The sequence below is a fragment of the Photobacterium carnosum genome (assembly GCF_021236965.1).
Classification (GTDB): domain Bacteria; phylum Pseudomonadota; class Gammaproteobacteria; order Enterobacterales; family Vibrionaceae; genus Photobacterium; species Photobacterium carnosum.
This window is the reverse complement of the sequence record NZ_WMDN01000022.1, coordinates 1-20,751: the sequence shown is the minus strand read 5'-3', so window position 1 is coordinate 20,751 and position 20,751 is coordinate 1. Positions and strand designations below refer to the sequence as shown.

17 protein-coding genes are annotated in these 20,751 nt (G+C 38.2%); 9 read left to right on the top strand and 8 right to left on the bottom strand.

Annotation, left to right across the window (positions count from 1 at the left end; all coding sequences use genetic code 11):
* Positions 1-117 precede the first annotated feature (117 nt).
* The 4 genes from glpA to GLP24_RS16230 all read left to right on the top strand — a co-directional run bounded on the left by glpA (position 118) and on the right by GLP24_RS16230 (position 4,899).
* Positions 118-1,794 (top strand): anaerobic glycerol-3-phosphate dehydrogenase subunit A, encoded by a 1,677-nt coding sequence (gene glpA, locus GLP24_RS16245; RefSeq protein WP_232616269.1) that lies wholly within the window; start codon positions 118-120, stop codon positions 1,792-1,794.
* Positions 1,794-3,137 (top strand): glycerol-3-phosphate dehydrogenase subunit GlpB, encoded by a 1,344-nt coding sequence (glpB, locus tag GLP24_RS16240; protein ID WP_232579234.1) that lies wholly within the window; start codon positions 1,794-1,796, stop codon positions 3,135-3,137. Before glpA ends, glpB begins: the two co-directional genes overlap by 1 nt.
* Entirely contained in the window at positions 3,137-4,345 is a 1,209-nt protein-coding gene (glpC, locus tag GLP24_RS16235) for an anaerobic glycerol-3-phosphate dehydrogenase subunit GlpC (RefSeq protein WP_221945496.1), read from the top strand. Before glpB ends, glpC begins: the two co-directional genes overlap by 1 nt.
* A 137-nt stretch (positions 4,346-4,482) precedes the next feature.
* On the top strand, positions 4,483-4,899 hold the full coding sequence (locus GLP24_RS16230; RefSeq protein WP_232616268.1) for a hypothetical protein: 417 nt from the start codon (positions 4,483-4,485) through the stop codon (positions 4,897-4,899).
* A gap of 15 nt (positions 4,900-4,914) precedes the next feature.
* On the opposite strand, the gene GLP24_RS16225 is transcribed toward GLP24_RS16230, so the two are convergent.
* Positions 4,915-6,117 (bottom strand): MFS transporter, encoded by a 1,203-nt coding sequence (locus GLP24_RS16225; RefSeq protein WP_232604474.1) that lies wholly within the window; start codon positions 6,115-6,117, stop codon positions 4,915-4,917.
* 314 nt (positions 6,118-6,431) lie between these two features.
* On the opposite strand from GLP24_RS16225, the gene dcuC reads away from it, so the two are divergent.
* Positions 6,432-7,799, top strand: a complete 1,368-nt coding sequence (gene dcuC / locus GLP24_RS16220; RefSeq protein ID WP_045037933.1) for an anaerobic C4-dicarboxylate transporter DcuC — start codon at positions 6,432-6,434, stop codon at positions 7,797-7,799.
* Between the two features lie 160 nt (positions 7,800-7,959).
* Here dcuC and GLP24_RS16215 read toward each other — a convergent pair whose 3' ends face one another.
* The 3 genes from GLP24_RS16215 to GLP24_RS16205 form a co-directional block, all read right to left on the bottom strand.
* Positions 7,960-10,140, bottom strand: a complete 2,181-nt coding sequence (locus GLP24_RS16215; protein WP_232616267.1) for an FUSC family protein — start codon at positions 10,138-10,140, stop codon at positions 7,960-7,962.
* Positions 10,137-11,042 carry an HlyD family secretion protein gene (locus tag GLP24_RS16210; protein ID WP_232616266.1) on the bottom strand — a complete coding sequence of 302 codons (906 nt, stop codon included), beginning with the start codon at positions 11,040-11,042 and terminating at the stop codon, positions 10,137-10,139. Before GLP24_RS16210 ends, GLP24_RS16215 begins: the two co-directional genes overlap by 4 nt.
* A gap of 67 nt (positions 11,043-11,109) precedes the next feature.
* Entirely contained in the window at positions 11,110-11,325 is a 216-nt protein-coding gene (locus GLP24_RS16205; protein ID WP_080159154.1) for a DUF1656 domain-containing protein, read from the bottom strand.
* 171 nt (positions 11,326-11,496) lie between these two features.
* Between GLP24_RS16205 and GLP24_RS16200 the strand changes: the two genes are divergently transcribed.
* The gene (locus GLP24_RS16200; protein WP_232616265.1) at positions 11,497-12,399 is read left to right on the top strand and encodes a LysR family transcriptional regulator; all 903 of its coding nucleotides are present in this window, start codon (positions 11,497-11,499) and stop codon (positions 12,397-12,399) included.
* Between the two features lie 93 nt (positions 12,400-12,492).
* Here GLP24_RS16200 and GLP24_RS16195 read toward each other — a convergent pair whose 3' ends face one another.
* Positions 12,493-13,263, bottom strand: coding sequence for a ribonuclease H family protein (locus GLP24_RS16195; RefSeq protein WP_232616264.1), 771 nt, complete (start codon positions 13,261-13,263; stop codon positions 12,493-12,495).
* A gap of 214 nt (positions 13,264-13,477) precedes the next feature.
* Here GLP24_RS16195 and GLP24_RS16190 point away from each other — a divergent pair, with 214 nt between their 5' ends.
* The 3 genes from GLP24_RS16190 to GLP24_RS16180 all read left to right on the top strand — a co-directional run bounded on the left by GLP24_RS16190 (position 13,478) and on the right by GLP24_RS16180 (position 18,519).
* Positions 13,478-14,719 carry a mechanosensitive ion channel family protein gene (locus GLP24_RS16190; RefSeq protein ID WP_101769791.1) on the top strand — a complete coding sequence of 414 codons (1,242 nt, stop codon included), beginning with the start codon at positions 13,478-13,480 and terminating at the stop codon, positions 14,717-14,719.
* Positions 14,720-14,943: 224 nt separating this feature from the next.
* Positions 14,944-17,322: a YgiQ family radical SAM protein gene (locus GLP24_RS16185; protein WP_232598980.1), complete on the top strand. Its 2,379-nt coding sequence runs from the start codon at positions 14,944-14,946 to the stop codon at positions 17,320-17,322.
* Positions 17,323-17,511: 189 nt separating this feature from the next.
* Positions 17,512-18,519 (top strand): phospholipase A, encoded by a 1,008-nt coding sequence (locus tag GLP24_RS16180; RefSeq protein ID WP_232616263.1) that lies wholly within the window; start codon positions 17,512-17,514, stop codon positions 18,517-18,519.
* Here GLP24_RS16180 and GLP24_RS16175 read toward each other — a convergent pair.
* The 3 genes from GLP24_RS16175 to GLP24_RS19885 all read right to left on the bottom strand — a co-directional run.
* On the bottom strand, positions 18,516-18,671 hold the full coding sequence (locus GLP24_RS16175) for a hypothetical protein (RefSeq protein WP_162841613.1): 156 nt from the start codon (positions 18,669-18,671) through the stop codon (positions 18,516-18,518). The two genes, GLP24_RS16180 and GLP24_RS16175, sit on opposite strands and share 4 nt — an antisense overlap.
* A 149-nt stretch (positions 18,672-18,820) precedes the next feature.
* Complete coding sequence (locus GLP24_RS16170; protein ID WP_101769785.1) at positions 18,821-19,567, bottom strand: DUF2884 family protein; 747 nt, start codon at positions 19,565-19,567, stop codon at positions 18,821-18,823.
* Between the two features lie 69 nt (positions 19,568-19,636).
* A partial coding sequence (locus GLP24_RS19885) for a M10 family metallopeptidase C-terminal domain-containing protein (RefSeq protein WP_269155026.1) occupies positions 19,637-20,751 on the bottom strand: 1,115 nt, incomplete at its 5' end.

The following is a 20,751-nucleotide window of genomic DNA, read 5'->3' as shown; positions in this document are numbered from 1 at the left end:
TCATTTGTGTGCGATCGCTCACCAAACGTTATGTAATTTAGTGGCATATTATCCCTATTAAAATAGTGGGCGTTATCAACGCTAACAATATATTCAATAACGATAAGCGAAGCGAACATGACGACTTGGTTAGAAACAGAGGTTGTGATCATCGGTGGTGGCGCAACAGGAACAGGAATTATGCGTGACTGCGCCTTGCGCGGTATCAAATGTATCTTAATTGAGAAGGACGATTTAGCCTCTGGTACAACTGGCCGTAATCATGGCTTACTTCATTCAGGTGCTCGCTATGCGGTTACTGATCCAGAATCAGCTAAAGAGTGCATCATTGAAAACCGTATTCTTAAAAATATTGCCCGCCATTGTGTAGAAGATACGCAGGGATTATTTATTTCCCTTCCCGATGACGATCTGCAATTTCAACAACAATTTATCAGTGCGTGTCAAAGTGCCGATATTGACGTTGAACAATTAACACCACAACAGGCATTACGATTAGAGCCTAACTGTAATCCACAGCTTATTGGTGCGGTAAAAGTCCCCGACGGTACAATTGACCCTTTTCGCCTTGCTTCTTCCAATGCGCTTGATGCAATCGAACACGGTGCACAACTTTTTAATCACACTTTTGTCACCGCGCTTATTCAACACAATGGCGTCGTTAAAGGGGTTAAATGTTTAAATTTAAAAACCAATACCCACTTTGAAATTAGAGCTCAACAAGTTATCAATGCCGCCGGGATCTGGGGACAACAAATCTGTGAATATGGCGATCTTAATATCACGATGTTCCCAGCTAAAGGATCATTATTGATCTTAGATTATCGAATTAATAACTTAGTGATCAACCGTTGTCGTAAACCTTCTGATGCCGATATTTTAGTCCCTGGTGATACCATTTCATTAATTGGTACAACATCTGAACGTATTGATTATAAAGATATTGATGATTTACATGTCACTAGCAGAGAAATTGATATTCTCTTAAAAGAAGGCGCCAAACTAGCACCTATCATGGCTAATACCCGTGTATTACGGGCTTATGCGGGCGTGCGACCATTAGTTGCTGTAGATGGCGATACTAGTGGGCGTAATATTAGCCGCGGGATCGTGCTATTAGATCATGCTGAACGCGATAGCATGGACGGTTTTATTACTATCACGGGTGGTAAGTTAATGACTTACCGCATGATGGCTGAGTGGACAACCGATCTTATCGCTAAAAAACTGGGTAACACCACCCCTTGCACCACTCATCAACAACCATTACCCGGTTCTGAACAACCAAAAGCCATTAGGCATACCGCTAGTTTAGCTAAACCTGTCTATCAATCTGCCTATTACCGTCATGGTGAACGTGCTGAGCAATTTTTAACCGATGATAAAAAAAGCCAAGCTATTATTTGTGAATGTGAAATGGTGACCTGTGGTGAAGTTGAATATGCCATCAAGCAGCTGGATGTGCATAATTTAGTCGATTTACGCCGCCGTACCCGTGTCGGGATGGGGCCTTGCCAAGGTGAATTATGTTCTTATCGTGCTGCTGGTTTATTTGCTGAATATGGTAATACTGATGGTAACCACGCCAGCCATATTCTCAGTGATTTTCTTGAAGAACGCTGGAAAGGTATTAAACCTGTTTTTTGGGGTGATGCTCTGCGCGAAGGTGAGTTCTCTTATTGGATCTATGAGGGTTTATTTGGTGTGAGTGATATTCCACCAGCATCTACATCTACATCTACATCTACATCTACATCTACCAACACTATCAATCGAAGCTGCGAGGAAAAATAATGAAATTTGATAATATAATTATTGGTGGTGGTGTTGCTGGCTTAACCTGCGCTATTCGTTGTGCTCAAGCTGGACTCAAAACTGCTGTTATTGCCGCTGGTCAAAGTGCGCTGCATTTTTCTTCAGGCTCAATTGATGTATTAAGTCGTTTACCTAATGGCACAACAATACATTACCCTTTTGATGAATTTGATACTTTATCCCATCAATCCCCGCTACATCCTTACAGTAAGTTAGGACTTGATGTTACTCGTCAAGCCATTGATTGGTATCAACAAACAATGGCAAATATTGGTATTAAACTGCACCATCAAACGGATGATTGTAACCATTTGCGTATTACCCCAATGGGAACCTTTAAGGCTACGTGGTTATCACAATCAACAGTGCATCCTTTTCCGATGTTTGAGCCCGCTAAGTCATTGCGTAAATTAGCATTAGTTACAATTGATGGTTTCCGTGATTATCAACCCCAATTAGCGGCTGATAATTTACGTCTACTGCCCCACTTTGCTAACGTGGAAATTACCACTGCCGCCATTGCATTGCCTGACGCTGAATTAATGCAACGTAATCCGTGTGAATATCGTTCAATTGATATTTCTCGTGTCTTAGCTGACGACAATAAATTACAACGTTTTGCCTTAGCGATGAAAAATACCATTGGTGAGGCTGATTTAGTGATTCTTCCTGCCGTGTTTGGTAATGGGACAGGTCTTAAAGTTATTAGCAAACTTGAACAATTAACTGGTTACACATTATGTGAAATTCCAACGATGCCGCCATCATTACTGGGTATACGTTTGGAAGATGCAATGAAAGGTTATTATAAATCATTAGGTGGATTGATCCTTGCAGGTGATGAAGTCACTCATGGCGAATTTGAAAATAACCAACTCCAACGTATTTTTACGCGTCATCACGGTGATATGCCGTTAGTCGCTAATCATTATTTATTAGCCAGTGGTAGCTTCTTTAGCCGTGGTTTACACGCGGAACGTCATCATATTGAAGAAGCTATTTTTGGGTTAGACATTGCGCCATTAGCATCAACGAACCACCAGCACTGGTATCAACCACAATTTTTCAGTGACCAACCGCATCCGTTTTTAGGAATGGGTGTTGAAACGAATCAACAATTACAACCAAGCCTTAATGGCAATGTAATTACTAACCTTTACTGTGCAGGCGCTATTTTAGCCCATTACAACCCTGTTTTTGAAGGTAGTGGCAGTGGTGTTGCTATCAGTACGGGTTTTCATGCTGCACAATCAATGATCGCCTTACACGACAAACACACATCCACAGCAATTTTTCCATCATTAGCAGAGGGCAATATCTAATGCTCAAGCAAGATACCAGTTTTGACCAATGCATTAAATGCACCGTATGTACCGTTTATTGCCCTGTTGCTAAAGCAAATCCTAATTACCCCGGCCCTAAACAATGTGGTCCAGATGGTGAACGATTACGGATTAAAAGTGCTGAATTTTATGATGATATGCTTAAGCTGTGCACCAACTGTAAACGCTGTGAAACCGCTTGCCCTTCTGGTGTAAAAATCGGTGACATGATTGCGGTTGCACGCAGTAAACATGCGAAACACGCACTTCATATTAAAACAATCCGTGATTTTGTATTAAGTCATACCGATTTAATGGGTACTGTCGCGACACCGTTCGCTCCTATCATTAATGCAATTACAGGCCTAAAACCCGTTAAAAAAATCATGCATAAAACCATAGGCGTTCATGATCATAAAACACTACCTAAATATTCTCATGGCACATTCCGCCAATGGTATAAAAAGCACTGTGCGGATCAAACCCATTATCCGCAACAAGTGCATTATTTCCACGGTTGTTACGTAAATTATAATAATCCACTGTTAGGCCAAGATTTCATTAAAGTCATGAATGCCATGAATATTGGGGTGCAATTATTGGATAAAGAAAAATGCTGCGGCGTACCATTAATTGCAAATGGCTTCTTTGATAAAGCCAAGAAAAATGCATTACTTAACACCCAAAGTTTTGAAGCAGTTATTGAAAAATATAATTCAACCATTGTTTCAACTTCTTCAACCTGTGCCTTTACTTTACGTGAAGAATATCCGCATGTATTAAAGATTGATAACGCAAAAGTTGCCGATCGGATTGAATATGTCACCCGGTTTTTACTCAAAGCGTTTATGAATGGTAATACTCCTAAACTAAAACCCGTTAATAAAAAAGTGGTTTATCACACGCCATGTCACCTTGAACGTACTGGCGGTAGTTTATATACCATTGAATTACTTAAAATGATCCCTGGGCTAGAGCTTGAAGTCTTAGACAGTCAATGTTGTGGTTTAGCGGGTACTTATGGGTTTAAAACTGAAAATTATGATACATCTATGAAAATTGGTGAGGATTTATTTCAAAAAATACGCAGTGCTAACGCTGACTATGCCATTACTGATTGTGAAACTTGTAAATGGCAAATTGAAGAAAACACTGATTTAACAACAATTCACCCGATCAGTTTGCTCGCAATGGCACTCGCTGATTAAACATTACTTTACCAATCTTCTATTTTTGATAATACTCATCATATACGCAGTATTTTCCCCGATTAAATACTGCGTACTTTTCACTCGTTCAATAGCTAACACGAGATTGGTTCATCAAATATTTAAGAAACCATATTATGTTATACATCAAAGAATTAGGATTACTTTTTACCGCACTCATTTTAAGCAGTTGTTCATTTATGGCCATTGCTGCTGATAGTCATGAAACAATCCACTTTAAAACAGGTACCAATAGCGGTGAATATATAACAACAACGACCAATTATGATGTGAATAACTATATTTTTTATGCTAAAAAAGGCCAGCATTTAAACATTACGCTTGATACTAAAAGCTCGAAATTATGGGTAATACTCTTAGACGAAAAACTTAAGAGAATTGCTGATTTAACCCCCTTTTCAGCTGACCTAAATGATAATGGTGAATACATATTACCTTACAGCGGTAAATACAGTGTTCGTATTGGTCAATACCGTGCCTTTGCTCGTCGAGGTGAAAGCAGTCATTATAAATTAACCATCACAATTGATTGATCGTTATAAATCACGTTAATTGAGCTGTAACGGTAAAACAGACTGTTGTTTCGCTTTAATTAATAATCCACAACAAACAAACATCACCATATATAACAATGTGCCACCAATAACAACGGTATCCCAACCACCATGTAGCCAACAATATATCAAGAAGAAACCGCCTAAACTGCTCCCAACATAATAATGAACCAAATATAGCGCAGTGGCGGTTGCCTTTGCGACTTTGGCATGTTGGCTCACCCAAGCATACGCTAATGAATGAGTGAAAAATGCACCAGAGCTTAATAATAGCAAGCTAATCAATATGGTGACGCGTGATTCAATTAAGCCTAACCACAGACCACTTAGGCTTAAAACACCCCCTAAAATAATACCTGATAACGGACTATATCGGCTTGCCCAACGACCACTCAATCGTGATGTTATGGTGCCACTGAGATAACAAAGAAAAATTAATGACGCCCAACTTAAAGGCAAATTAAACGGTGCGGCAACCAATCTAAATCCAGTTACTGAATAAAGATTAACAAACAGAGCAAAATTCACACCACCAATCAGCATTGCTAGCCATAATATCGGTTGTTTAATATGCGCGATCACTTGATAAGCATGGATACGAAAACGGCGGTGGTGATGAATAAAGTGTTGCTGTGATGGCAATAATCTAATCACGACGACCGCACCAATAAAGCTCATAACAGCCATGCCTAACACAGCCCAATGCCAGCCTAGTTGTTCGCCAATTATTCCGCCATATAATCGTCCAGCAATTCCGCCTAATGAATTAGCACTAATATAGCCCCCCACCGCTAATACTAACGCTTTCGGACTAAACTCTTCCGCCATATAAGCAACAGCAACGGCAATATAACCAGCAACTGAAATACCCATGACCCCTCGAGCTAAAGTAAGCGCAAATAAATCATGAGCAAAAACCATTACTACACCGACAATTGGCATCAGCAATAAACTGATCACCATAATCATGCGCCGACCCACGATTTCAGAGGCAATAGCCCATGGAATAAGGCATACCGCTAACATTAATGTTGCCGCGGCTAAGACCCAATTGATTTGTGTTGCCGAGACGGAAAATTCAGTCGCCATTAATGGCAACATCGGCTGGAACAAATACAAATTACAAAAAACGATAAAAGAGCCTAATGCCAACGCAAAACTGGTTTTCTTATAGGCCAATGTATTTGTTTCTATCATAATTTCACCATTAAAAAATCCATTTGAGTGTGCTATATCATTAAAATAACAATGCCAACAATAGCCCAATTAATGTAAAACCGCATTCTACCTTGCTAAATTTAACAGATAAAAAACAGTTATCCGTCAATTCAACCTTAAAAATAAAACCAAAAAATTAACATTACCAATAAAAATATGGATGAGATCATATATTGATTGCTTAACAGTCGTTCATAAGCTTTTTTTTAGCTACATTACTCACGTAATTTATGAAAATATGCAAAAAAACATCATAAATACATATTTTTTTAGTTTTAAGGAGAGGAGTTTCCATGACGGAATTGTTAATTGGTTTGGTGATCACCATTGCTGTTGGCTATTACATAGTAAAAGGATATAAAGCAGCAGGTGTACTTCTTGTTGCGGGTATTCTTCTATTAATTCTAGCTGGATTTTTAGGACACACGGTCTTGCCAAAAGGCATTACATCAACAGGGAATTTACTAACAGACTCACTTGAGTATGTTAAATATATGCTCCAATACCGCAACGGTGGTCTTGGCTTACAAATTATGTTGCTATGTGGTTTCGCAACATATATGACCCATATTGGTGCTAACAATGTTGTTGTAAAACAATTTTCAAAACCCCTTTCTTTTATTAAGTCACCTTATGTTTTATTAGTTGCGGCTTATATTGTTGCCTGTCTAATGTCATTAGCAGTAAGCTCTGCAACGGGTCTTGGGGTGCTATTAATGGCAACCTTATTCCCAATGATGACCGCAATGGGTATTTCTCGTCCAGCAGCCGCTGCTGTATGTGCCTCACCTGCCGCAATCATTCTTTCACCAACCTCTGGTGATGTAATTGTGGCCGCAGAAAAATCAGGCTTACCTTTACATGTTTTCGCAGTAGAAACTGTATTACCCGTTTCTATCTGTGCCATTATCGTGATGTCAGTCGCTGCATTTTTCTGGAACAAATACCTTGATAAGAAAAATAATACGCCAATGGAAAAGCTAGATATTTCTGAAATAGAAGTAAAAGCACCTGCTTATTATGCGATTTTACCTTTCTTACCTATTTTTGGTGTTTTCCTATTTAACGGTGAAACCATTCCAGGTCTAACTCTTGATATTTATACTATTGTAGTACTTTCTATTGTCATTGGTGCCGTAGTTGATTTCTTTACTAATCGTTTCAATGGTAAAGAAACCCTTGAAAATCTTGAAGCTTGTTACGCTGGTATGGGCGATGCTTTTAAAGGCGTTGTGATGTTATTGGTCGCAGCAGGTGTATTTGCGCAAGGCTTAATGTCAATTGGGGCAATTGATAACCTACTTGCTCTTGCTGACAAAGCAGGTGCTGGCGGCGTGGCACTCATGCTATTACTAACAGCGTTAACTGTTGCTGCTGCAATTGCAACAGGTTCAGGTAATGCACCTTTCTATGCTTTTGTTGAGTTAGCACCACAGTTGGCGGTTAAGCTTGGTTTAAGCCCTGCATTCTTGATTATTCCAATGCTACAAGCGTCAAACCTAGGTCGTACTATTTCACCGGTATCAGGTGTTATTGTTGCAACATCGGGTATGGCACAAATCAGTCCATTTGAAGTCGTTAAACGTACTGTGGTTCCGGTGCTTTGTGGTTTAGTTACCGTCATTATCGGTACGATGGTATTAGTACCTATGTACGCTTAATTATTATCACTCCATAATTTAACGAGTTAAGCCCACTGATAATATATTCTCAGTGGGCTTTTTTATGGCATCACTCACGATCTACACTAACGATCACAACGACTAAAACGCTTATTATATGACTTATCGCTTATTACACGCCTTAGCTGATAAAGGCTGTTTATAATCCAAATGGCGTAAACTTTAATTGATATAAAGACTGTTTCATCACTTGCTCAGTAACATTCTCAAGAGACCCCATTAAGAGTAAAAGAGATGTGATTAATTGGTAAATTTTATCCATTTCATCTGGAGTAAGTTGACCATAAAATGATGGTAATTTATCTTTGTAGTCTGTTAACTTATTCTGTAATACGACTAACTTAGAAGCATGTGTTGTAGCAACATTTTCACAGATCATCGTAACCCCAGTGATCGCAATAAGCTCCTGAACACACCCAACAATAAACGTATTAATGCTTTGATTGTATTGCGTTGCTTGCCATTGTTCATAGTTATCGGTAAATGAACGGTAATAAAAACAAGATCGATAACCTAAGTTAAGTAATGTTGTTACTTGCGTTTGATCGATCTGCTCATAGTTCGCCCAGCTAATTTTTGTACTCGCCATTTCTGCAAGTGATACCGCTTGTACTGGTGTTGAAAAACTCAATGAAAGGAATTTATTCGCATTTTCATTAACCAGTTTTTTTAATCCAAAATGTAATCGAATTCGAAATTGACTAAGCTGACGTAAAAACACATATTCAGGCTGACTTGAATAAATGCCATTATAAACCCAGAAAATAACCAACAAACTGATAGATAGCAGCGTAATCGTTAACAGTGACGTACCTACGCTATAGGTCGGTGTTAATTGAATCGCACTGGTTGTCATTAACATCAAATTCTGACAACCCAATAAGCGATGAAATACCTGTTGCGGTTGATTAAAATAAAACCACAGTACAAAGACATTAATAAAATAAAATAACCCTAATTGCCAAAGTTGACTTAAGTGAGGCAAAATAAAAATATATTGGAATAATGCTAATACAGACCAAACGATCATATGCATTAATATATAACGCGGGCTTACAAAGGGTAACGATAAAGCAACACTACCAAAGACAAGGCTTAACAGCACGATCATTACTCCCCCTTGCATGGGAATAAAAAGCCACAAGCCAACGCTGATCCAAAAAATCACTAAGATCTTAAAAACATTAATAAGTCGTTCGGAATCTAAAGATATATTAAACAAAGCAGATGATGGTTTCTTTTTTAGCGTTATCTCTGATGGACTTTCACTCAAAATCGCTTGAGTCAAATGTTGGTATATCGACGCTTGCAACGCATCCATCTTGGCTAAGTTTTGTGCTAACATCATTAAAGCACCATGCTGTAATTCTTTACAATTAAGTAATGAATCCAATGAAAATGGAGCCACAAATAAAGTGTTATCAACCATATGCTGACGAATGCAGTGATTTGTCGCCTGTGGATTTTCAACGACATAACTCAATAAGGTGATTGAATTTATATATCTATTTTTGAGCGCTGTTAATACCTCGATTAACGCTTGTTTTTGTTCCGTCGTAAACTTTTCGTCAATAAGATTAATAGCTTCAGACAAATGTCCACCCAGTAGAACCCATTGGTTTTGTTCATTTCTTATTGTCTCCCAAATGGGAAACTCACTGTTGATTTGATAACTATCTGTTTTCGCTGCTTGCAGTAAATCATCGATACGGGCTAAATATTTTAAACTATCGCTCCATGAAACATTACGGCTTAACATTTCATTCGATTGAATATCAATAATCGCTTGTTCTATCTTTTCTTGCTTAGTTTTAGCGTTACTTAGTAACGTATTAAGTAACACAATACGACTAGATACAGGGCTAAAAACACTAAAAACAAAGCTAAAACAAATAACGCCAAGAATGGTTTCTTGTAATCTAAGTGCAGCAATAGCAAAGGTTTGTTCTGCTGATAATTTCCCCATCACAATAATGACGCATGACACCATCAACCCGATAGTCCACGCATAACCATTTTTAGGATTCGTCTGTTGATAGATGCACACAGCAATAATCAAAGAATAAACCAACAGAAAAGCTAAAGGTTGTTGACCAAATAAATCAATTAAAACGAAAGCAATAATAACACCAGCAAACGTACCAATGATTCGATGACGACCTTTTTTTAAAGAATGACCATTAGTTTCTGTTGCAGCCATTACAATCACAGCAAAAGCAGCCCAATAAGGCTTATTCCACCCCAAAGCTAAAGCAATGACGATGGATAGCGTTAAAGCTGTAGCAACTTTTAATGGCATTACCCAGCGTCTTGTACTCATAGCATTCCCTTAACCATTTTGATTAAGCTCTGATTTTGTTGGTTTTTATGAATGACAATAGAAGCAGAAGAACCAATACGAAATTGAATACCATCAGGAATATGATCTAAACGAATTTGAACGGGAATACGTTGAGCTAAGCGGATCCACTGAAATGTTGGATTCACATTTGGCAATAAAGAAAGTCCTGTACTACCATTTTTATGGGAAATACCATAACCAATACTCTCAACTGAGCCTTGTAATGGTTGATCGCCATACGCCATTAAGGTCACCGTCGCTTTATCACCTGAAGCCACATCTTTAATATCGGTTTCTTTAAAAAATCCTTCAATCCAAAAACTATGCTTATCAATAAGAGCAACTACGGGTTGATTAGCGACAACTTGAGTGCCGATATTTACATTTAAGTTAGTAATATAACCATCAACAGGAGCGGTCACTTTAGTAAAACTTAAATCTAATTTACTTTGATCATATACCGCTTGAGCCGCTTCAACGCCCGCTTGAGCTAATCTCACTGATATTTTTTGCTGCACTAATGTCATTTGAGAAATAGCACCAGGTTGGCGGTGTATTAATTCACGCTCTCGTGTTGCTTCATCTTGTGCTCGCTGCAATTGTGCTTTTGCTTGATCTCGATTTCCCTTCGCTTTTTCTACTGCTATTTCATAAGGTCGAGGATCAACAACAAAAAGAACTTGGCCTGTTTTTACTTCACTATTATTTTTTATATTCAATGCAATAATAGGCCCAGTAACCCGTGGCGTAATTTGGACAATTTGGGCGCGAACTAAACCATCTCGCGTCCAAGGATTAATAATATATTGTTGGTATTTCCAGCCAATTGCAGCAAGCGCAATAATGACAAAACTACTAGTAATAAATAAGCGTTTAAACATGGTTATCTCTATTATATTCAACTTACTACAGAGTATTAGAACGATCTCTTAACATAGTTTGAAATCATTATGACGGAAAAATAAACGTACTAATGAGCACGGTATAAATAACTGCAATCGATAACTCAACTAACGGTGGGTTTGATACATATCGATACCATTTAACCGTATTAAAAAGACGGACAGTTAAAGAGGTACAAATAATTGCGATAAAACCTGAAATCAGAAGAGGCGGAAAGTAAATTTCTCCGATAGCAATCTCTTTAGGTACGAGATTTAGCATGGTTGTTGTCCGCTACTGTGAGTTTATATAAGTAATAAAAAATTTATTTACAATAAAGTGTAATCATAGTCATATTATTGACTTAAATAAAGATACGAATATGGAATACAATCACAACTGTGAGTTTCTAATGATAGAAATTATCACAATTTTTTATTAGGAATTGCCAAAATGGATCGTATAACAAGCATTGAAATTTTTGTAAGAGCGGTTGAATTAGGTTCATTTGCGGCAGTCGCAGAAGAACGTGATATCAGCGCACAAATGGTAGGCAAGCACATTCACGGATTAGAATCGTCATTAGGTGTTAAATTACTCGCTAAATCAACACGTTTTCAAGCGCTAACCACCGCTGGCGAACAATTTCATCGACGGTGCCTTAATATTTTATCGGAAATGAAAGCCGCCCAAGAAGACATTTATCTGGATCTCAATGAGCCAGTGGGTAAGTTGAAGATATATTGCGGTGTAAACTTAGGTATTAGCCTACTCTCCCCTTTATTAGGTCAATTTATTCAAAAATATCCACAATTAGAAATCAATTTAACATTAGATAATAATCCACCAGATATTCATCGAAATGGCTACGATCTTATTTTTCATGATCGTATTGAAGGTTATGAGTTTTTAGTCGGACACCAAATTTGCAGCTTCGAGATGATTGCTTGTGCTACGCCAGAATATTTACAACAACACGGTGTTCCACGAGAACCAAAAGCATTAGAGCATCATCAATGTTTGAGACACACAACAGCTTATAATGCCTATTGTTGGTGCTTTAAAAATCAAGCTGGCGATCATTTTTCACCGCGTATTTCATCGCGATTTACAATCAATAGTGGACAAGCGATGCTCGCAGCGGCGATGGAAGGTGCGGGAATAACAATACAACCTAACTTTCAAGTTCAAGCAGCATTAGATTCGGGAATATTAGTCCAAGTATTAGCGGATTATCAATTACCCAAAATTGATCTATTTATGCTTTATAAACCGTCATTACGACAAACGTCTCGACTAACGTTATTAAATGGTTTTCTACAACGTGCAATAAAGAACCAACTAAATATTAAATAGTGCTCTACGTTAATAATAAATAGCTCAATTGCAAATCATTCTGTTAACGCAGAGATTAATTTGTAACTGAGCAATAAATATTCCAATGGTTTATTAACCTGCGCGAAGTGCAAGTAAAGCGGGTAAATCATAAGGCGGTTGATATAAACAAAAATCAATAACTTTAGTATCAACCGCTAAAATTGACATTCGATCCGCAAGTTCATTACCTTCAATACCAACATGACCATTGACATGGTGAATCATAAGTTGTGATTTTAATGCTTGGTAACGAGTGAACATTTGTTGAATTAACGCGAGGTTTTTTATCTCACCGCCAGCCTTTTTCCAACCATTTTTTTGCCATGTTATCGCCCATTGGGTAATACATTGTATCGAATATTTTGAATCACAAAAAACCGCCACGGCAGACCCTTGGGCCAATACCTTTTCGGCTAAGATCAGCGCTTGATGAAGTGCATTTAACTCGGCCGTATTATTGGTGCCCATCGGCTCATATAAGCCATACCATAGCTCACTTAGCTGGTTATTACGATATAACGCCAATCCAGATCCCGCTTTACCGGGGTTAGGATCACAGCCACCATCCGTGAAAATTTTAACGTCAGCCGTTAACGCATGGACTTGTTCACTGGTTAATGAACCTTTACTTGCTGTGGTACGTTTTGCTGATGTTTTTTTAAATTGTGGTGATGAACCAGAAATTTGCGCTAGTTTTCCAAAAGCTGTGACCGCTTCAGCTTGGGTTGGAAATGATTTATATCGTGCCCCTGCAAATTTATCTACTTGCTGCTTACAACTTGCCCAGTCACTGTAAATACCCGGTTCACGACCACTCCAAACAACATAATATTTTTTGGCCACCTGTTTCTCCACACTCTCTTTAATATCGTACTGATTGCTCAAGCGAACATACATACTTGGTATTCTAAGATTCTACCACTAATGTACCTTTCTGATTATGCTAAGATAAACACCACTATAAAAAATACTCGTATTCATTATCAATGTGTTCTCAAACCAATAACAATATCGAGCAACTTACATTTTTATTTACAGGTGAGTTTGGAGTTCAGTTTTGAGCCATAAAATACGCTTAGACATTGCTAATGGCATGTCACAGCTTGGGATTAATGTTCAACCACAAGATAGCATTTCAACCGCTGTCTTTATAATACTTTGTTGTGTAGTCGCTTTCTTAGTTTATGTCTTTGTTCGCTGGGGATTGCTCGCGATATTGCGCTCCGCTATTAAACGTTCCCAAGCAACATGGGGACACGTCATGGTACGGCATAAAGTCTTTGAAAAGCTCTCATTAACCATCCCTGCAATGGTGCTCAATCTTGTTATACCACTTGTATTAGATAAACATGCACTCCTGAGTAGTTTTATTGATCGCACATTAAGTTTATGGTTAATTATTGTATTAGTAAGAAGTACTTATGCCTTCCTTGATGCCACTAATGATATGGCCGATATTAATCAAATCAGCCGTAATTTGCCGGTAAAAAGTTTTGTTCAATTATCAAAACTTATTATCTTTTTTATTGGGTTTATTATTGCTATTTCAGTGCTTGCTAACCGCTCACCAATTTACTTTTTAAGTGGCCTAGGCGTTGCAACAGGTTTAGTATTATTAGTCTTCCGCGATACTATTTTAGGCTTTGTCGCAGGTATTCAACTGTCAGCTAACCAAATGGTTAAAGTGGGTGATTGGATCCAAATGGATAAATATGGTGCTAATGGCAGTATTGATGAAGTTTCTTTAACAACCGTTAAAGTAAAAAACTGGGATAATACCGTTACCAATATTCCCGCTTATGCATTAGTACAAGACTCGTTTATTAACTGGCGTCAAATGCAAGAATCTGGTGGTCGACGCATTAAACGTTCAGTGCTAATTGATATTGAAACTATTAAATTTATCGATGAACAGCAACAACAAAAATTATCGCAAATCCCTTATGTGGCGGACTTTATAACCAAGAGAAATGCTGAAATCACGACAAGTAACGCACATGCACTTCAATTAACTAACATAACGGTATTTCGCGCCTACTTAGAAGCTTACCTAAAACAAAACAGTAAAATTCGCCAAGACATGACTTTTCTTGTACGCGAGTTAGAACCAAGTGCTCAGGGATTACCCGTTCAAATTTATGTGTTTGTTAATGATACACGCTGGGCTTTTTATGAAGCGGTTCAGTCAGATATTTTTGATCATGTGTTAGCCATTTTGCCTCAATTTGGGCTTGCCGTGTATCAAAGCCCTGATGGCTCAGATGTACGTAGTTTACAAGCTAGTGTTGCGGCATCCTAACACTGCTGTTTTCGACGTATTGGATGATTATTTTTAACATTCAATACGTCTGTTATTACAAAAAAATCATTCCTATTAGTGCTTCATATCACACAATAAATAGCGATAGTTACAACTCCAATGCCAATTTATTAAAAACTTTGTTTAACATCAATATTTATAATCACTAGCCAGCCTTTTTATGAGCCGCTATAATTCCCGCCTCAAAATACAGAGGTCAAAACATGCACACTAAAGTAACTCCTATTGATAGCTATCCTAAGTATTGGGCTGAATGCTATGGCACCTCCCCATTCTTGCCAACATCTAGAAAAGAAATGGATGCACTTGGTTGGGACAGCTGTGACATTATCATTGTTACTGGTGATGCCTATGTTGACCATCCTAGTTTTGGTATGGCGGTCATTGGTCGCTTACTAGAATCTCAAGGATTTCGCGTTGGTATTATTGCCCAACCTAAATGGGACAATAAAGATGACTTCATGGCGTTAGGTCAACCCAATCTTTATTTTGGTATAACATCTGGCAACATGGATTCAATGATCAACCGCTATACCGCTGATCGCAAACTACGTAAAGATGATGCTTACACGCCTAATAATGAAGGTGGTAAACGTCCAGACCGCGCCGTCTTAGTTTATTCTCAACGCTGTCGAGAAGCATATAAAGAAGCGCCTATTGTTTTAGGTGGTATTGAATCTAGTTTACGTCGCCTCGCTCACTACGATTATTGGTCAGACAAAGTCCGTCGTTCAGTATTGATGGATGCGAAAGCAGATATTTTATTATTTGGTAACGCTGAACGGGCGCTAGTTGAAGTATCACACCGTATTGCCAATGGCGAAGATATTAAGTCATTAACTAACATTGCAGGCACTGCGGTAATGATCAAAGATATTCCTGAGCGTTATCAGGAAATTGATTCATCACGCATTGAAAAACCTGGCCGTCCAATGGTGATGCAAAACCCATATGCCACCGAAGAGACATGCGCTTCTAATAAAGAAGAAAAAGAAAAACAACCACAAGTTATTCACGTTCGCCCATCTCGTCATGATGCTGAAAATACAGTCGTACGCTTGCCATCATATGAAAAGTTGGCAAATGACCGTATTTTATATGCACACGCTAGCCGAGTAATGCACTTAGAAACTAACCCTTATTCTGGACGTGCATTAATTCAAAAACACGCTGATCGTGAATTGTGGATCAACCGTGCACCGATTCCATTGTCTACCGAAGAAATGGACTTTGTATTTGGATTACCTTTTGCTCGCGTACCTCATCCAAGCTACGGTAAAGCAAAAATTCCAGCTTATGACATGATTAAAACCTCGGTTAACATCATGCGTGGCTGTTTTGGTGGTTGTTCTTTCTGTTCGATTACTGAACACGAAGGCCGTATTATTCAAAACCGCTCGCAAGAATCAATTCTTCATGAGCTAGAAGATATTCGCGATAAAGTTCCAGGTTTTACCGGTACTATTTCTGATTTGGGTGGCCCAACAGCAAACATGTATCGTTTAGGCTGTTCTGATCCACGCGCTGAAGCAAACTGTCGTCGTCCATCATGTATCTTCCCTAAGATCTGTGAAAAACTGAACACTGACCATCAGCATCTGATTGATTTATACCGCAGTGCTCGTGGCGTTAAAGGCATTAAAAAGATCCTGATCGCATCAGGCGTTCGTTATGATTTAGCCGTAGAATCACCTGAATATGTCCGTGAACTTGTGACTCACCATGTGGGTGGCTACTTAAAAATCGCACCTGAGCACACAGAGAAAGGCACTCTTGATCTGATGATGAAGCCTGGTATGGGCACTTATGATCGCTTTAAATCGATGTTTGAGCAGTACAGCCAAGAAGCAGGGAAAAAACAATACCTTATTCCTTACTTTATTTCAGCGCACCCAGGTTCAACTGATGAAGACATGTTGAACTTAGCATTATGGCTTAAACAAAACGATTATCAGTGTGATCAGGTCCAAAACTTCTACCCATCACCAATGTGTAATGCAACGGCAATGTATCACTCAGAAACAAACCCGTTGAAGAAAGTGAAGTACAAAGGCCGTGAAGATTTATTTGTCGCTAAAGGTGAACGTCAACGCCGCCTTCATAAAGCGCTCTTACGTTACCACGATCCACTAAACTGGCCTCTTATCCGTGATGCGTTAATTACCATGGGTAAAAAGTATCTCATCGGTAATCGTCCTAACTGTTTAGTGCCAGAAGCTGGCAGTGAAGCAGAAATGACGCCAGCCGAGCGTCGTGGTTCAGGTCGTCATGGTTCTAAACGTTTTGCAACCAAGAACCCAAATCAACCTGATATTCGCACTGATGGTAAACGCCCTCAGAGTAACCGCAATGGTAAGCCGGCTAGTAATGGCAAACCTCAAGCAAGCGGCTCTCGTAATGGCGGAACGGCACAAACGAGCACAAACAGCAATCGTGGTGGCAGCAATAATAACACGACCAATACGAGTAATAATCGTAATGGCAAACCCACTCAAGCAAGTGGCCACCCAGCGAATCGTAATGGCAAACCTAGTGGTCAACGACCAAATGGAAAGCCAACGCGCAGTCGTACTGGTGCATAATGAGCACTGAATATAAAACACTAATGATTTAATAATAAACGCCGTCTTTTTTAAGACGGCGTTTTTTTTTACAAATACTCAACTTAATGTTATTCATTTGAATGATTAATTAGGTACACTAATCGTAATATAAAAGACACAATTCATTAGCAACGTCTATTTTCAATTTTTTAGGGATAACTGATCATTGTGAGATGTATTTATACGGTTTGCTTTACTTCTTCATTATTCATTGCAAGTACTGCCATTGCTAGTACATCTCCAGATTATGATACTTGCCTACTCAATGCTGTAAAAACTAAAAATGGCATGCTGACATTGAATGACATTCGTGCACAGTGTTCTGATAATATTGCGAAAACTATCCATATAACAACACCATCACAACCATCACTTATGTCTCAACGTTTGCAAGATGAACGTGACAACGCATTAAACCCCTTTGTTATCACGCCTCATCGTATGAATTATTTATTACCGATCGTAATGACTGACAGCATTAACAACTCTGCTTATAAGGACAGTCAATGGGGCGGTAAAATGAAGAATGCTGAAGCAGAATTTCAAATCAGTTTTAAAACACCATTAAATTATGACGATTTATTTATTCACAATGATGGTTTATTTGCAGCGTTTACATTGAAATCATATTGGCAACTGTATGCTGAGGATATCTCACGTCCATTTAGAGAAACCAACTATCGCCCTGAACTATTTTACCTCGCACCAACCCCTTGGACACCTTTTGAAGCCAATACGTGGATAACGTTAGGCATAGAACATCAATCAAATGGCCGTACTCAAGGGTTATCTCGTAGCTGGAACCGGGTCTATACTGATTTGATTGTTGAAAAAGGGAATTTCGTATTATCACTACGCCCTTGGTGGCGAATTCCTGAAGATAAAAAAGACAACCCAGCATCTCCCAAAGGAGACGATAATCCAGATATCATTGATTTTATGGGACATTATGAAGTTAATGCTGTTTATAAGTGGCAAGATTACGAATTTAGTTTTACTGGTCGTCAAAATTTTTCGACTAACAAAGGTTATGGTGAACTTGGTATGACCTTCCCTTTATGGGGTAAGTTGCGAGGATATACTAAATATTCAACGGGTTATGGTGAGAACCTAATTGATTACAATCACAAACAACAACGACTGGGCATCGGTGTTGCATTAACGGATTTGCTCTAACGAAACAGTTCAAAGCCAATAAAAATGATCGCAGCAGAGCCTAATACGGCCACTAATCCCGTTACAATCTGGTTTTGCTGCGATTTTGATAAATAACGAATAACCCAATAAGCAAAAGCTAGTAATCCAAAAATAACCAATAACTTAAACATTCTGCACTCCTTTGACTTTAACTAGTAAAAATATATAGATAGCCAACGACCCTTACACTGCAACCTCCTCTATCAAGTGTAGGTGTTAATACTAATAAAAATAGCACCTAATAGTGCTATTTTTAATAGTGTCTTATATTGAACAATAATTACATTTTAAACATAGGTATATTTTGTAACTGTGGAATTATTTGTTGAAGTTGTTGTTCTTGCTTTGCTAACCCTTCAATTGAACCGCACAAATCATTGGCTTTCACTTTCATTTCACCACTATGCTGAGTCACGGTATCGGTGATCTGGGTCTTTAGCTGTGAAAATTTCGTCTGCATCTGACTAAAATCTACATCGCCATTTTTCATTTCATCAGCCAGTGCTGCTAATACACTTGAGATCGATTCGACGGTCACTTGTTGCATTGCATTTTCAAATTCAGTTTTCCACGTCGTATCCATGCTACTAAATACATCAGCAGGCATTACAAACTCACCCTGTTGATTATGAAATTTTTGTTGGGCTTGCTTACTCAATTGATTAACGAGTGTCTGTACTTTTGCAAAAGCCGCTTGTGAATCAAAGCTACTAGATACATCTTTTAAAACCGCTAAAGCTAAGCCTGTCCCTTGTTGGGCTAACGCTGCCATCTGCGGCAAATAGGTTTGCATATTATCACTGTATGCTGTTAACGCTTTTTGTTGCATCGCATTAAGATCAACCTGTTGACCATTAATAAATAAATTATTGTTATCATCAATCAATAACTTAGGCTTTCCTGCTTCATAAACAGACACACTGCCTTTATCAATATGAATAGGGTTAGGCACATCAACAGGACAACTTTGTGCATACACAGTACTTGAACTTAATAACAGTAAACCGCCAATTAACCCTTTTATCATCACTATTTTCTCTTTAATTTGATCAAAAAAAGCAGCTCGTTAAAGCTGCTTCTCTCAGTTTAATTAATGTTAGTGGTTATTATCAACTTGAAATGCATTATGGTTAAACAAAGATGACACAATATCTGCAGAAGATACGCCATCAGCTAAACCCAAGTCATGCTGTGGATTAATGTTTTCTAACACAATATGCTGCTTTCCATGATCCACATTCAGTGTAATATTTCCTCTATCATCGGCGCTAGCTTTCACATTATCTAATAACAAATTCATATCAGATTGAGAATTATCGTTTTCAGTTGATAAAAGATCTCTAATGTCGATCTTATCCTTACCTAGCTCAAAATCAGTAATGGTATCAGTATTAGACACAGTAGAAAGCGACGTATCATGCCATGTAAACATATCGCTACCATTACCACCCGTTAAAATATCATTACCTTGTCCAGCAACTAGAATATCATGACCATCAAAACCAAATAATGATTCACCTTGTTTATCAGCAACTAAAGTATTATCTTGTTGATTACCAAAGTTATCGCTCAACTTAAGATTACCGTTATTAAGTAACGATCCGAGCTTATCTTCATTGCTCATATTGAGTGAATTATCACCAAAGAGATCATTATAGCTGACGCCGTTCAAAATGATGTTTTGAACCACTTTATGGTGATCATCAAAAATCTGAATTTCAGTATTGTCTTGTTGCTCAACAATATTCAAATGATTATTCAGATCATCTAAAGACTGAATGTTTTTTACGTGTAATGAATCACCTAACGCAATAGTATCAATACCTTTTTCAAAATCCATGATAGTGTCAGTCGCTGGTTTAACATCGGTACCAAAATTATTTTCTGACCATAAGAAGATATCCTTACCCTCTCCTCCTGATAAATTATCATTACCAAAACCACCATCTAGTAAATCATTACCAAGACCACCATTTAAAGTATCATTACCACCGTCACCAATAAGAATATCATGGCCTTTACCACCACTGAGATGATCATTACCGCCATATTCATTGTTACCAAATTTATCTAAATGATCAGCAATGAAATGATTTATATCTGAAGTAAGAACCTTACTTACATCACCTGAATGTTCTTTATTAGCAAGATACTGCTTAAGCTGATCTGCGGGATGATCTTTACCATAATCTTTCTGAAATTTACTATCTA

Bases quoted from the DNA above. Each gene is read 5' to 3' on its own strand.
- glpA (WP_232616269.1), top strand. From the start codon at position 118: ATGACGACTTGGTTAGAAACAGAGGTTGTGATCATCGGTGGTGGCGCA.
- glpB (WP_232579234.1), top strand. From the start codon at position 1,794: ATGAAATTTGATAATATAATTATTGGTGGTGGTGTTGCTGGCTTAACC.
- glpC (WP_221945496.1), top strand. From the start codon at position 3,137: ATGCTCAAGCAAGATACCAGTTTTGACCAATGCATTAAATGCACCGTA.
- GLP24_RS16230 (WP_232616268.1), top strand. From the start codon at position 4,483: ATGTTATACATCAAAGAATTAGGATTACTTTTTACCGCACTCATTTTA.
- GLP24_RS16225 (WP_232604474.1), bottom strand. From the start codon at position 6,117: ATGATAGAAACAAATACATTGGCCTATAAGAAAACCAGTTTTGCGTTG.
- dcuC (WP_045037933.1), top strand. From the start codon at position 6,432: ATGACGGAATTGTTAATTGGTTTGGTGATCACCATTGCTGTTGGCTAT.
- GLP24_RS16215 (WP_232616267.1), bottom strand. From the start codon at position 10,140: ATGAGTACAAGACGCTGGGTAATGCCATTAAAAGTTGCTACAGCTTTA.
- GLP24_RS16210 (WP_232616266.1), bottom strand. From the start codon at position 11,042: ATGTTTAAACGCTTATTTATTACTAGTAGTTTTGTCATTATTGCGCTT.
- GLP24_RS16205 (WP_080159154.1), bottom strand. From the start codon at position 11,325: ATGCTAAATCTCGTACCTAAAGAGATTGCTATCGGAGAAATTTACTTT.
- GLP24_RS16200 (WP_232616265.1), top strand. From the start codon at position 11,497: ATGGATCGTATAACAAGCATTGAAATTTTTGTAAGAGCGGTTGAATTA.
- GLP24_RS16185 (WP_232598980.1), top strand. From the start codon at position 14,944: ATGCACACTAAAGTAACTCCTATTGATAGCTATCCTAAGTATTGGGCT.
- GLP24_RS16175 (WP_162841613.1), bottom strand. From the start codon at position 18,671: ATGTTTAAGTTATTGGTTATTTTTGGATTACTAGCTTTTGCTTATTGG.
- GLP24_RS16170 (WP_101769785.1), bottom strand. From the start codon at position 19,567: ATGATAAAAGGGTTAATTGGCGGTTTACTGTTATTAAGTTCAAGTACT.